Genomic DNA, 13,200 nt, shown 5'->3' with positions numbered 1-13,200 from the left:
GGCGCCAGTCCGGTCGTCCGTCCATTCGCACACAGACAAACAGGCCCGACCTCGCGTGACGAGGTCGGGCCTGTTATTGACGAGCACGGGCGCCGGGAATTCAATCCGCCGACGAATTTCTTTCGCCGGGTCAGGTGTCAGCGGTCGAAGGCGTCCCACACCGGCGCGAAGTCCGGGCTGACCTGACGTTCGCGTTTGGACAACGCGGCGATCAGCGCACGATCGTCATCGTCCAGTTCGACCTTCAGTGACGCCAGGTTGGCCAGTTGATTGGCCCGGCTGCTGGCCTTGGGAATCGCTGCGACATTGTTCTGATCCAGCAACCACTTCAGCGCGACCTGAGTCGGCAGCACACCATGTTTTTCGGCGATCTGCTGAATCTGCGCAATATCCGAGACCTTGTTACGCGCCAATGGCGTGTAGGCCGTCAGCGCCAGATCGTGTTGACGGGCGTAGTCGAGCAGGGCGTTTTGTCCGAGCAGGACGTGGTACTCGACCTGAATGGCTGACAGCGGGATGCCGTATTCCTCGACGACTGTGCGCAGCAACGGCAGCGGAAAATTCGCCACACCGATGTTGCGAGCCAGACCTTGCTCTTTGAACGACGCGAGGGTCTCAAGAGTGCGTGGCAAGTCCCAATCATTGGTCGGCCAATGGATCATGAACAGATCGACGTACTCGCTGCGCAACGCCTTGAGGCTGCGATCCAGAGAGTGACGCATGGCATCCGGTTGCAACTGGTCCCACCAGACCTTGGTGGTGACGTGGATCTGCTCGCGGGGTGTCGGCGTATTCGCCAGTGCCTGTCCGACGGCGTCTTCATTGTTGTAGGCCGCTGCCGTGTCGATGTGCCGGTAACCGAGCTCCAGTGCTTGCTCCACGGCGCGGGTGCATTCGTCACCGAGCATCGGCCAGGTGCCCAGGCCGAGTTTCGGCAGGTTCAGCCCGTGTTTATTGACGATGTGCTGCATGGTCGGCGCTTCCTGCATTGATGTAGTTTCGGAATTAGATTCCGAAAACTAAACAACGTCGGCCTGCATCAGCAACTCGTCAGCCGAGAAAGAGGGCGATTATCGAGCGGTCGGTTCCAGATTTCGCAATCTCTGATATGTATTTTAGAATCGGCAAAATTTCACTGGGATCGCACCATGGCCGGCAGTCAGATCGAACGGGTTTTCAGCGTACTGGAGAGCCTCACCCACGAGCCGCGCGGACTGCCGCTGCAAACCCTCGCCGAACAAATCGACATTCCGAAAAGTGCGACACATCGCTTGCTCGCCGAATTGTCCCGGCTGGGCTATGTCCGGCAGAACCCGGAAACCCTGCGTTATCACTTGTCGACCAAATTGGTGGCGATGGGTTTTCGTTACCTGTCGAGCAGCGGCGCCGACATCGTGCAGCCGGTGCTTGATCGACTGGCGCAGGAAACCGGCGAGCTGGTACGACTGGGCGTCACCGACGGCGAGCGCCAGACCTGGATCGCCAAGTCACAGGGCGCGCGCAGCGGATTGCGCTACGACCCGGACATGGGCCGCGATGCGCCGCTGTTCTACACCGCGTCCGGCCATGCGTGGCTGGCGAGCATGAGTGATGCCGAGGCCTTGTCGCGGGTTGAACGTCAGGCCGCCGAAATGCCGGCGGATATCGGCCCGAATGCACCACGAACCAACATTGAATTGCTCGAGCATCTGCGCGTGGCGCGGGAACAGGGTTACGCCTGTGTCGAAGAGAGTTCGGCGGTAGGCACATCGGCCATTGCCGCCGTGGTGCGGCATCCGGCGGATGGCCGAGTGATCGGAGTATTGAGCATTGCCGGACCGAGTGCGCGGATGCCGGGGGCGAGGTTGCATGAACTGGCGCCGCTGTTGTTGAGGTTTACCGAGGAGTTGTCGGCGGCGAGCCTGGCTTCGGAGCTGTTCGTCTAGCCGCGCAGCGGAAGACGGGATCGGGTTGTCTGTAAAGCTGTGCGTTGATCGCACAGAATTTGGCTTGAAGGGTGTGAGAATTTGGAACCTGGTTCTAAATTATCGCTGGAGGCTTTTTCCTCATTTTGATTTCTAGAGATAGCCAATGACCGTCAGCACTCCGCTTTCCGGCGTCAACCAACCCTTCAAGGGGATCTTGCTGATTGTCGTGGCGACGTTCCTGTTCTCCAGCCACGATGCGCTGTCGAAATACCTCTCGGGTTTTTATCCGATCATCATGGTGGTGTGGGCGCGATATCTGGTGCACACGCTGCTGATGGCGGGGATTTTCCTGCCGCAGTCCGGGTTGCGTGTTTTGCGCACCAAACGCCCGTTGTGGCAGTTGGCGCGGGCGTTGTGCCTGCTGGGCACCAGCCTGTTTTTCACTACGGCGCTGCTGTACATCCCGCTGGCCGAGGCCACAGCGGTCAACTTTCTTGCACCAGTGCTGGTGACGGCGCTGTCGGTGCCGTTGCTCAAGGAGCGGGTGACGCGGGGCCAGTGGATCGCGGTGATCTGCGGGTTTATCGGCGTGCTGATCATCGTCCACCCCGGTGGTGAATTGTTCACCCCGGCGATTCTGTTGCCGTTCTGCTCAGCGCTGTTTTTCTGCTTCTATCAACTGCTCACCCGCAAGCTCAGCGAGATCGACAGCCCGACCACCAGCAACTTTTTCGCCGGGTTGTGCAACACGCTGGTGATGAGTGCGCTGGTGCCGTTCTTCTGGCAGGTGCCGAGCCTTGGGCACGCTTTCTTGATGCTGGCGCTGGGCACGTGCGGGATGACGGCGCACCTGTTTCTGACCCAGGCGTTTCGCCATGCCGCGCCAGCGTTGCTGGCGCCTTTCGGCTATTGCCAGATCGTGTTTGCGGGGTTGCTGGGCTGGCTGCTGTTTGCCCACACGCCGACCCTGATGACGGTGATCGGGATCGCGGTGATCTGTTGCAGCGGACTGGCGGCAGCGTGGCAGCAGAGCCGACGCTGAAGACGTGACCGGCCTGAAATCAGGCCGGTCGGTGCAGGAAGGTTATTCGGTAACGGTAGGAATCTTGCGCGGTGCCATGAAATACATCCAGGTCAGCGCGATGAAGTACATCGCCGGAATCAGGGTGAACAGCACGGTGTAGTTGTTGTTGGTGACGGTGAGGATGTGGCCGACGATCTGGGTCATGAACATCCCGCCGATCGCTGCGCACATGCCGCCGAAACCGAACACCGTGCTCATCATGTGCTTGGGCGTGTAGTCCATCACCAGGCTCCAGATGTTCGCCGTCCAGGCCTGGTGCGCGCCGATGGCCAGGGAGATGGCCGCTACCGCAACCCACAGGTTGGCGGAACCGGCCGCCATGACCACACCGATGATGCAGCAGGCGAACAGGAACATCGACAGCAGCCGTGCCTTGATCGAATTCATGCCGCGACCGATCAGGAACGAAGACAGAATCCCGCCGCCCACGCTGCCGAAGTCGGCGGTGACGTAGATGATGATCAGCGGAATGCCCATCTGGGTGACGTTGATGCCCAGGTTGTATTGCTGATTGAGAAACGGCGGCAGCCAGTACAGGTAGAACCAGAACACCGGCGCAGTCAGCGAGTAGGCGAGGGCGAAGGCCCAGGTGCCGCGCATGCGCAGGATTTTCGAGAACGGCACGCGGGCCTGTTCCGGTTCGACTTCTTTCTGGATGTAGTCCAGCTCCGACTGTTTCACGCTCGGGTGATCTTCCGGGTTGAAATACTTCAGGCCCCAGAACAGCAACCAGATCCCGCCCAGTGCCGACATGCACAGGAACGCGGCCTGCCAGCCCCACACATGAAGAATCAGTGGCAGCAGCATCGGAGTGAACATCGCGCCGACGTTGGTGCCGGCGTTGAAGATGCCAGTGGCGACAGCACGTTCGCCGGCCGGGAACCACAGGCGCGTGGTTTTCACACAGGCCGGATAGTTGGCCGCTTCGGTCAGGCCGAGGATGAACCGGCAGACCATGAAGCCCACCGCCGAGGTCGCCAGACCGTGGGCGCCGGTGGCCAGGCTCCAGAGCAGCACGGCGCAGAAGAACACCCGTTTTACGCCGACCCGGTCGATCAGTCGTCCTTGCAGCACGAAGCCGATCGCGTAGCCGACCTGAAACCAGAAGTTGATGTTGGCGTAGTCCATCGCCGTCCAGCTCATTTCCTTGGCGAGGATGGGCTGCATGACGCCGAGGGCCGCGCGGTCGATGTAATTGAGGGTGGTGGCGAAAAACACCAGCGCCAGCATGCCCCAACGGGTCTTGCCGACGGCCATGGCGCCGCGGATCTTGTCGCCGATGCCACCCGTGGCAGTGCTCATGGCCGGGGCCATGCGGGAAGTCTGTGAAGGAATCATGTGTTCCACCCGTTTTTGGATTTGTTATTTGGTGTGCTTTTTTTGTGCACGCTGCGACCGGTGGTTCAGATCCGGACTCAAGGTGAAAGGGATGTTGGGCAGTGGGCGAAAAATCGTCAATTCGCCAAACCGGCATTGTGTTCGATAATCGCACGCAAAACTAACCGGGTAGTACAGTTTAAATTGCTCAATGAAAAACCGGGACCAATAATTCGCTCACCTTATAAAAGCGGCGCAATCCTCGTAGCCGAAGTCTCCACCGGGAGTTGAAACATGCAGCGATCCATTGCCACCGTTTCCTTGAGCGGAACCCTGCCGGAAAAACTCGAAGCCATTGCCGCGGCCGGGTTCGACGGGGTGGAGATTTTCGAGAACGACCTTCTGTACTACGACGGCAGTCCCCGGGAAATCCGGCAGATGTGCGCCGACCTCGGGATTGCCATCACCCTGTTCCAGCCGTTCCGCGATTTTGAAGGCTGCCGCCGCGATCGTCTGGACCGCAACCTGGAGCGGGCCGAACGCAAGTTCGATCTGATGCAGGAACTGGGCACCGACCTGGTGCTGGTGTGCAGCAACGCCTCCCCTGACAGTATCGGCGATCAACAGATCCTCATCGATGACCTGCGCCTGCTGGCCGAGCACGCTGGCGCCCGTGGCTTGCGCATCGGTTATGAAGCGCTGGCCTGGGGTCGTCACGTCAATACTTATCAACAGGTCTGGGACATCGTGCGCCAAGCCGATCACCCAAGCCTCGGCGTGTTGCTCGACAGCTTTCACACCTTGTCGCTCAAGGGGGATCCACGGGCGATTGCCGAGATTCCCGGCGACAAGATTTTCTTCGTGCAAATGGCCGACGCGCCGATCCTGGCGATGGATGTGCTGGAGTGGAGCCGGCATTTCCGCTGCTTCCCGGGACAGGGTGAATTCGATCTGCCGGGCTTCCTCGCGCCAATCATCCAGAGCGGCTACACCGGGCCGCTGTCGCTGGAAATCTTCAACGACGGCTTCCGTGCCGCGCCGCCTCGGGCCAATGCGGCTGACGGTCTGCGTTCGCTGCTGTATCTGGAGGAGAAAACCCGCCAGCGTCTGGAGCAGGACATCCGTCCTGTGGATAACCGCGAAATCCTCTTCGAGACGCCGAAGGCCAGCGCCTACAACGGCATCGAGTTTCTTGAGTTTGCCGTCGACGAAGCGCTCGGCGCCAAACTGTCGAACTGGCTTGAGCGACTGGGTTTCGTCAAGGCTGGGCAGCATCGCTCCAAGAGCGTCAGCCTGCTGCGCCAGGGCGATATCAACCTGATCCTCAACTCCGAACCTTACTCGTTCGCCCACAGTTTCTTCGAGTCCCACGGCCCGTCGCTGTGCGCCACCGCCGTGCGGGTCAAGGACAGCGCCAGTGCGCTGGCCCGCGCCGTTGCCTATAAAGGTCAGCCGTATCGCGGACTGGTCGGCCCCAACGAGCTGGAACTCGCAGCGGTGCGTGCGCCGGATGGCAGCCTGATTTATCTGGTGGATGAAGAGGCGGATGTCTACGGCACCGACTTCAATCTGCTGCCGGATGCGGTGGCTCGCGGCGGCCTCAAACGCATCGATCACATGGCCATGGCGCTGCCGGCGGACAGCCTCGACAGTTGGGTGCTGTTCTACAAAAGCCTGCTGGATTTCGAGGCCGACGACGAAGTGGTGCTGCCGGATCCGTACGGTCTGGTGAAGAGTCGCGCGCTGCGCAGTCGCGACAGTTCGATCCGCTTGCCGCTGAACATTTCCGAGAACCGCAACACCGCGATCTCACACGCGCTGTCGAGTTATCGCGGTTCCGGGGTGCATCACATCGCCTTCGACTGCGATGACATCTTTGCTCAGGTCAGCCGTGCCAAAGAGGCGGGCGTACCGCTGCTGGATATCCCGCTCAACTATTACGATGATCTCGCGGCGCGTTTCGATTTCGATGACGAGTTTCTCAGCGAACTGGCGTACTACAACGTGCTCTACGACCGTGATGCTCAGGGCGGCGAGTTGTTCCACGTCTACACCGAGCCGTTCGAAGGGCGCTTCTTCTTCGAGATCATCCAGCGCAAGAACGGTTACGCCGGTTATGGCGCGGCCAATGTCGCGGTGCGACTGGCGGCAATGGCCAAAGCACGCAGTGGCGCTGTTCGCCAGGCGAAGTTGTAGGAAATTCGTAAACGCGGGATTAAACACGGGTCGCGCGGCTTCCTTCGCTGGGGCGCGCGGCCCATAATCGCCAGCCTGTGCAGTGATGGCCGTGAGCCCGCAATGACAATGACTTCAGAACTTTCCGCAGCCCCCGTTTTACCAGCGGTAGAGCCGCGCAAGAGTCGCAAGAACAACCCGGAAAAAACCCGCGAAAACATCCTCCAGGAAGCGATCGTCGAGTTCGTCCAGCAGGGCCTGTCCGGTGCTCGCGTGGACGCGATCGCCGAGCGTATCCACACCTCCAAGCGCATGATCTATTACTACTTCGGCAGCAAGGAGCAGTTGTACGTCGAGGTGCTGGAGAAGCTCTACGGCGATATCCGCAGCACCGAAAGCCGTCTGCACCTGGCCGAGCTGCCGCCGGTGGAAGCGATCCGGCGCCTGGTGGAATTCACCTTCGATCACCACGATCGCAACGTCGATTTCGTGCGCATCGTCTGCATCGAAAACATCCACAACGCTGAATACGTGAAGCGTTCCGATGCGATCAAGGCGATGAACAACACGATCCTCGATTCGCTGGGCGAGATCCTGGCGCGCGGTGCCGCTGAAGGTGTGTTCCGGGCCGGGCTCGATGCGCTGGACGTGCATCTGCTGATCAGTTCGTTCTGCTTCTATCGCGTGTCGAACCGCCACACGTTCGGTGAGATCTTTCAGATCGACCTGCCGGACGAAACCATCAAGCAGCGTCATCGCGAAATGATTTGCGAGTCGGTGCTGCGTTACCTGCAGGCCTGATCGGTATCGAGGGGGCGTCGCCCCCTCACGGTTTTATCCTTTCATGCTTTGAAAATGCGCCAGCATTCGCTGCGCATCCGGCGCCACGCCGCTGAACAGTTCAAACGCCTTCACGGCCTGAAACACCGCCATGTTGCCGCCATCCAGGGTTCGGCAACCCAAGGCGCGGGCGTTGCGCAGCAGTTCGGTTTCCAGCGGGAAATACACGATCTCCGCCACCCACAACTCTGGGCGTAGCAATGCTGCCGGCACTGGCATGCCCGGTAGTTTGGCCATGCCCATTGGCGTGGTGTTCACCAGCCCGTCAGCGTGACTCAACGCACTCGGCAGATCATGTCCGGCCACGGCGCGGCCCGCGCCAAAATGCTGATTGAGGTTGTTGGCCAGGCTTTCGGCCCGCTCAATGTCCACATCAAAAATGCTCAGTTTTTGTACGCCTTCGCTCAACAAGGCGTGGGCCACCGCCGCACCGGCGCCACCAGCCCCCATCTGGACGACACGCTCGCGGGCAACATCGGGCAGGCCGCGACGAAATCCTTCGGCGAACCCCAGGCAGTCGGTGTTGTGGCCGACGCGTTTGCCGTCCTTCAACACCACTGTGTTGACCGCTCCGATGCCTTGGGCCTCGGGTGACAGCTCATCGAGCAGCGGAATGATCGCCTGCTTGCACGGGAAGGTGATGTTCAGGCCGGTGTAGTTCATGCGTTCGGCGGCCAGCAGCAGGTCGGGCAGGGCGTTGCTGTCCAGTTGCAGTTGATCGAGATCGATCAAACGGTACAGGTAGCGCAGGCCCTGTTCGTCTCCTTCGTGTTCATGCAGCGCCGGGGTGCGTGACGCCTGGATGCCGGCGCCGATCAGCCCGGCCAGTATGACTTTGTCGCGGATCATGCGGTTCACCCCTTCAGACGCTGGCTGAAATGTTCCAGGGCCAGGCGATAACCGTGGCTGCCGAAGCCGCACATCACGGCCGTGGCGATGGCCGAGACGAACGAGTGATGACGGAACGGCTCGCGAGCGTGGACGTTGGACAGATGCACTTCGATCACCGGCAATTCGCTGGCGACCAGGGCATCGCGGATCGCTACCGAAGTGTGAGTCCAGGCGGCCGGGTTGATGACGATGCCGGCGCAGCGCTGGCGGGCGCCGTGAATCCAGTCGAGCAGTTCGCCTTCATGGTTGGTCTGGCGAAACTCCACGGCCAGGCCGAATTCTTCGGCGGCGCGCCCGCACAGGGCAGAGATGTCGGCCAGGGTTTCGTGACCGTAGGTCGCCGGTTCACGGGTGCCGAGCAGGTTCAGGTTCGGGCCGTTGAGCACCAGAACGATAGGGGGCATGGGGGCAAACTCCACTTATTGTTTTTGGCTTGGGTCGAGGGTTTCGACCTGTGGAGTTAAATTGTACTAGCTGGTTACTTTAATCAATTGCTCTACATCGACAGTCCTGTTTTGTGTGCGGTGATCGCACACTGGCAAGAGTCAACGCGGCAATTGCTCCACCAGAAAATCGATGAAAGCCCTGACGCGCAGCGGCATGTGGCGATTCTGCGGGTACAGCAAGGTGAACGGTCGCGAACGCCCGCTGTAGGGTTTGAGCACTTCCACCAGCGAGCCGTCGGCCAGTTCCTTTTCCACAATGAAGCGATAAGTCTGGAACAGCCCGGCGCCATGTCTGGCCAGGGTCACGCCACCGAGCACGTCATCGGAACAGCAGAAATTGCCCTCGGCGAGGATTTCCCGTGGCGCGTCTTCGTCGTAAAACAGCCAGGTGATCCGCCGTCCACTGCTGGGCAATTCGTACTGGATGCACTCGTGCTGTTCGAGGTCTTCGAGCGTTTTTGGCGTGCTGGCGCGTTTCAGGTAATCGGGGCTGGCAACCATCACCAGCGCTGCATCTTCCAGATGGCGGGCGATCAGGCCTGAGTCGGGAATGGCCCGCACGCGGATCGCCATGTCGTAACCCTCGCCGACGAAGTCGATGTTGCGATTGCTGATGTGCATGTCGACCTTCACCTGAGGAAAGCGCGCGCGAAACGCGGGCAGCAGCGGCAGGATCCGATGATGGGCGTAGGTTGTAGGAATACTGATGCGCAGGGTGCCGGACGGTTCCTGCTGCTGGCCCATGACTTCCCGTTGCGCCTCGACCAGTTGCGCCAGTGCCTGACGGCATTCTTCGTAGTAGCGCCGGCCGCTGTCGGTCAATTTCACACTGCGGGTGGTGCGGGCAAACAGCCGCACGCCCAGGCGTTCCTCCATGCGTGACACCGAGCGGCTCACGGCAGCCGGCGTCACCGAAGCCGCCTGCGCCGCCCCCGTGAAACTGCCGCACTCGGCGGCCAGGCAAAACAACTCGATGCTGCCCAGCTGAAGATCGTCGAAGTGTCGCTGCATGATTGATTACACCGAGGAATGAGTCTTCGTATGTAGCAAATGCGCGGCCGCTGCGAAAGAACTGCTTACCATTTTGCGCGGGGCTTTCCTGAATCCCGCACTAGGCTCGAAAACGTAATGACCATTGAAGGCAACAATGCCGATGGTCGGAATTGTCAGGGAATGGCAGTTTTCGAAACTCTTTAACCTAACGGATGGGTTAGCATGAAAGTGTGCAGTTACAAGGGATTGTCGGTGGTGATCATGCTGCGAGACGAACATTGTCCGCCCCATGCGCACGTAGATTCAGGTGCATGGAGTGCCCGCTTCAAATTCAGCTTCTGGCACAACGGCGTGGAGTTATGGGATGTGGTGCCGCTGTCGCGTCGGCCACCGATTGCAGTGCTTGAGGGGCTGCGCCAATCGCTCCGTGAAACCGTTCATCTGCGGCGGGCTCGCCGAATCTGGTGGACTCGTTTGCAGACGGCGTGTCTCGATAATCAATGGTGGGACGGGGACTCGAACGAAGTGGCCGTCATGCGCGAAGTCACCAATGCAACCTTCAGAATCGGATCGGCGTTTTACGAGCCAGAAGAAAACAAAACCTTGCTGGCCCTGGTCGGTGCTCAGGAAGGTGTGGAGATCGAACTATGAAAACAGTAAAGGCCGGTTTGCATGCTGATCGACCGGTAACGGAAAAGCGCCTCGATGAAGCTGTCGATCGCGGGGGGCTGCGCCGACGCAGCAGCCTGCAAGCCGTGTCGGTGGCCTTTCAGAAACCGTGCCTGGTCATCCACTTTGAAGACGACAGCGGCGTGCTGCTGCCAGTGAATCTCTACCGGGAATTCGATGATTTCGAACCGGAAGACTTCACTGGGTTGAATGTCGGTTTTGCCGGCACTGCCCTTTGCCACGATGGCAAGGACCTGCAGGTTTCCATCGCCGGCATGATCTCGGTCAGTCAGCCATTGATGGCCATGGCAGCCTCGGTGATCGCTTCCCGCAATGGTCGCCAGAGCAGCGCCGCCAAGGCAGAAGCTGCACGGGCCAATGGCAGGAAGGGCGGGCGCCCGCGCAAGATCGATCCTGTGCCATGAACAGGCACAAAAAAGCCGTCGGTCAGGACGGCTTTCTTGTTTCTGGCACCTGCGATCAACGCCGGGTCAACAGCACGCCGGATTCCATGTGGTGGGTCCACGGGAACTGGTCGAACAGCGCACAGCGGGTAATGCGATGCGTGTCGTGCAGTTGGGCGATGTTGGCCGCCAGGGTCTCCGGGTTGCAGGAGATGTACAGGATGTTGTCGAAGCGACGGGTCAGTTCGCAGGTGTCCGGGTCCATGCCGGCCCGTGGCGGGTCGACGAACACGCTGCCGAACTCGTAGCTTTTCAGATCGATGCCGTGCAGGCGACGGAACGGGCGAACGTCGTTCAGGGCTTCGGTCAGTTCTTCGGCGGACAGGCGCACCAGGGTGACGTTATCCACAGCGTTTTCGGCCAGGTTGCTCAACGCAGCGTTGACCGACGTCTTGCTGATTTCCGTGGCCAGCACTTTGCGCACGCGGGTCGCCAGCGGCAGGGTGAAGTTGCCGTTGCCGCAGTACAGCTCCAGCAGATCGTCGCTGCGATCGCCCAGTGCTTCGTATGCCCAGTTGAGCATCTTCTGGTTCACGGTGCCGTTGGGCTGGGTGAACGCGCCTTCCGGCTGGCGATAGCTGAAAGTGCGACCGCCGACGTCGAGTTTCTCGACCACGTAATCGAGGCCAAGCACTTCGCGCTTGCCCTTGGAGCGACCGATGATGCTGACGCCCAGGTCCGCCGAAAGCTTGATGGCCGCCGCATGCCAGTGCTCGTCCAGCGGACGGTGATAGCACAGGGTAATCATCGCGTCGCCGGCCAGGGTGGTCAGAAACTCCACCTGGAACAGCTTGTGGCTCAGCGCCGCGCTGGCCTGCCATGCCGCTTTCAATTGCGGCATCAACTGGTTGATGCGCAGGCTGGCGATCGGGAATTCTTCGATCAGGATCGGCGTGCGTTTGTCATCCTGCGAGAACATCGCGTAATGCCGCTCACCGCCCTCGCGCCACAGGCGGAATTCGGCACGCAGACGGAAGTTCTGCAGCGGCGAGTCGAACACCGCTGGCTCCGGTGCGTCGAACGGGGCCAGCAGGTCACGCAGGCGCGTGACCTTGTCTTCGAGTTGTGCGGCGTAGGCCTGGGAATCAAAAGTCATGCGTTGAACCAACCCAGCTTGATCACGAACAGAATCGACAGGATCACCAGCGCCGGGTTCAGCTCACGGGCGCGGCCGGACAGCAGTTTGATCGCAGTCCAGGCAATGAAGCCGAAGGCGATGCCGTTGGCGATGGAATAGGTGAAGGGCATCGCCAGGGCGGTGACCACGACCGGTGCGGCGACGGTGATGTCGTCCCAGTCTATTTCCGCCAGGCCCGAAGTCATCAGCACGGCGACGAACAGCAGGGCCGGTGCGGTGGCGAAGGCCGGCACGCTGGCGGCCAGTGGCGAGAAGAACAGCGCCAGCAGGAACAGGATCGCGACGACGATGGCGGTCAGGCCGGTGCGGCCCCCGGCACTCACGCCCGCAGCGGATTCGATGTAGCTGGTGGTGGTCGAGGTGCCCAGCAGCGAACCGGCCATTGCCGCTGTACTGTCGGCGATCAGCGCACGGCCCATCTTCGGCATGTGGCCGTCCTTGCCCATCAGGCCGGCGCGCTTGGCGACGCCGATCAGGGTGCCGGAGTTGTCGAACAGGTCAACGAACAGGAAGGCGAAGATCACGCTGACCAGACCGATGTCCAGTGCGCCCTTGATGTCCAGTTGCAGGAAGGTCGGGGCCAGCGAAGGTGGCATCGAAGTCACGCCGCCGAACGGGGTGAAGCCCATCACGATCGAGACGATGGTCACTGCGAGAATGCCGATCAGCACCGCGCCGCGCACTTTCAGGGCTTCAAGGGCAACGATCAGGGCGAAACCGAGGGTGGCGAGGATCGGTGCCGGTTGCTTCAGGTCACCGAGGCCGACCATGGTCGCTTGGTTACTGACCACGATACCGGCGTTGTGCAGGGCGATCAGTGCCAGGAACAGGCCGATACCGGCGGCAATCGCCGAACGCAGCGGCAGCGGGATGCTGTTGATGATCCATTCACGGATGCGGAAGATCGACAGCAGGAAGAAGCACACGGCCGAAATGAACACTGCACCCAACGCCACTTGCCAAGTGTGGCCCATGTGCAGCACGACGGTGTAGGTGAAGAAGGCGTTCAGGCCCATGCCCGGCGCGAGGGCGATCGGGTAGTTGGCGATCAGGCCCATCACCGTGGAGCCGATGGCAGCCGCAAGGCACGTGGCGACGAACACCGCGCCTTTGTCCATGCCGGTCTCGCCGAGGATGCTCGGGTTGACGAACAGAATGTAGGCCATGGCCAGGAAGGTCGTGACGCCCGCCAGAATCTCGGTCCGCACGTTGGTGTTGTGTGCCTTGAGTTGAAACAGCCTTTCCAGCATGTCTGCTCCCCGTGGCGCGCGTGGCG

Annotated in this window: 13 protein-coding genes; 6 read left to right on the top strand and 7 right to left on the bottom strand. The window is 60.8% G+C overall.

The window, feature by feature from the left end:
- Positions 1–137: 137 nt before the first annotated feature.
- Positions 138–971 carry an aldo/keto reductase gene (locus tag IF199_RS26145; RefSeq protein WP_192559058.1) on the bottom strand — a complete coding sequence of 278 codons (834 nt, stop codon included), beginning with the start codon at positions 969–971 and terminating at the stop codon, positions 138–140.
- Between the two features lie 177 nt (positions 972–1,148).
- Here IF199_RS26145 and IF199_RS26140 point away from each other — a divergent pair, with 177 nt between their 5' ends.
- Both IF199_RS26140 and IF199_RS26135 read left to right on the top strand, forming a co-directional pair.
- Positions 1,149–1,925 (top strand): IclR family transcriptional regulator, encoded by a 777-nt coding sequence (locus IF199_RS26140; protein ID WP_096820824.1) that lies wholly within the window; start codon positions 1,149–1,151, stop codon positions 1,923–1,925.
- Positions 1,926–2,070: 145 nt separating this feature from the next.
- Positions 2,071–2,949 carry a DMT family transporter gene (locus tag IF199_RS26135; RefSeq protein WP_096820825.1) on the top strand — a complete coding sequence of 293 codons (879 nt, stop codon included), beginning with the start codon at positions 2,071–2,073 and terminating at the stop codon, positions 2,947–2,949.
- Positions 2,950–2,991: 42 nt separating this feature from the next.
- Here IF199_RS26135 and IF199_RS26130 read toward each other — a convergent pair whose 3' ends face one another.
- The gene (locus IF199_RS26130; RefSeq protein ID WP_158955194.1) at positions 2,992–4,329 is read right to left on the bottom strand and encodes an MFS transporter; all 1,338 of its coding nucleotides are present in this window, start codon (positions 4,327–4,329) and stop codon (positions 2,992–2,994) included.
- A 273-nt stretch (positions 4,330–4,602) separates the two neighbouring features.
- Between IF199_RS26130 and quiC the strand changes: the two genes are divergently transcribed.
- Positions 4,603–6,504 carry a 3-dehydroshikimate dehydratase QuiC gene (quiC, locus tag IF199_RS26125; protein WP_192559057.1) on the top strand — a complete coding sequence of 634 codons (1,902 nt, stop codon included), beginning with the start codon at positions 4,603–4,605 and terminating at the stop codon, positions 6,502–6,504.
- Between the two features lie 102 nt (positions 6,505–6,606).
- On the top strand, positions 6,607–7,284 hold the full coding sequence (locus tag IF199_RS26120) for a TetR/AcrR family transcriptional regulator (RefSeq protein ID WP_096820828.1): 678 nt from the start codon (positions 6,607–6,609) through the stop codon (positions 7,282–7,284).
- A 33-nt stretch (positions 7,285–7,317) separates the two neighbouring features.
- On the opposite strand, the gene IF199_RS26115 is transcribed toward IF199_RS26120, so the two are convergent.
- The 3 genes from IF199_RS26115 to IF199_RS26105 all read right to left on the bottom strand — a co-directional run bounded on the left by IF199_RS26115 (position 7,318) and on the right by IF199_RS26105 (position 9,671).
- A complete protein-coding gene (locus IF199_RS26115) occupies positions 7,318–8,172 on the bottom strand; it encodes a shikimate dehydrogenase (RefSeq protein WP_192559056.1) in 855 nt (284 codons plus the stop codon).
- Positions 8,173–8,177: 5 nt separating this feature from the next.
- The gene (aroQ, locus tag IF199_RS26110) at positions 8,178–8,618 is read right to left on the bottom strand and encodes a type II 3-dehydroquinate dehydratase (protein WP_011336043.1); all 441 of its coding nucleotides are present in this window, start codon (positions 8,616–8,618) and stop codon (positions 8,178–8,180) included.
- 141 nt (positions 8,619–8,759) lie between these two features.
- Positions 8,760–9,671, bottom strand: coding sequence for a LysR family transcriptional regulator (locus IF199_RS26105; RefSeq protein WP_192559055.1), 912 nt, complete (start codon positions 9,669–9,671; stop codon positions 8,760–8,762).
- A gap of 204 nt (positions 9,672–9,875) precedes the next feature.
- On the opposite strand from IF199_RS26105, the gene IF199_RS26100 reads away from it, so the two are divergent.
- Both IF199_RS26100 and IF199_RS26095 read left to right on the top strand, forming a co-directional pair.
- Positions 9,876–10,304 carry a DUF4160 domain-containing protein gene (locus tag IF199_RS26100; RefSeq protein ID WP_192559054.1) on the top strand — a complete coding sequence of 143 codons (429 nt, stop codon included), beginning with the start codon at positions 9,876–9,878 and terminating at the stop codon, positions 10,302–10,304.
- Positions 10,301–10,747, top strand: coding sequence for a hypothetical protein (locus IF199_RS26095; RefSeq protein ID WP_192559053.1), 447 nt, complete (start codon positions 10,301–10,303; stop codon positions 10,745–10,747). The genes IF199_RS26100 and IF199_RS26095 overlap by 4 nt, the downstream gene beginning before the upstream one ends.
- A 55-nt stretch (positions 10,748–10,802) precedes the next feature.
- On the opposite strand, the gene trmA is transcribed toward IF199_RS26095, so the two are convergent.
- Both trmA and IF199_RS26085 read right to left on the bottom strand, forming a co-directional pair.
- Entirely contained in the window at positions 10,803–11,882 is a 1,080-nt protein-coding gene (trmA, locus tag IF199_RS26090; RefSeq protein ID WP_192559052.1) for a tRNA (uridine(54)-C5)-methyltransferase TrmA, read from the bottom strand.
- Positions 11,879–13,174 (bottom strand): NCS2 family permease, encoded by a 1,296-nt coding sequence (locus IF199_RS26085; protein ID WP_096820834.1) that lies wholly within the window; start codon positions 13,172–13,174, stop codon positions 11,879–11,881. Before IF199_RS26085 ends, trmA begins: the two co-directional genes overlap by 4 nt.
- Positions 13,175–13,200: the final 26 nt, after the last annotated feature.

This window comes from Pseudomonas allokribbensis (assembly GCF_014863605.1).
GTDB lineage: Bacteria > Pseudomonadota > Gammaproteobacteria > Pseudomonadales > Pseudomonadaceae > Aquipseudomonas > Aquipseudomonas allokribbensis.
Note: the sequence above shows the minus strand (reverse complement) of the source record. Positions and strands in the feature narration are given on the sequence as shown.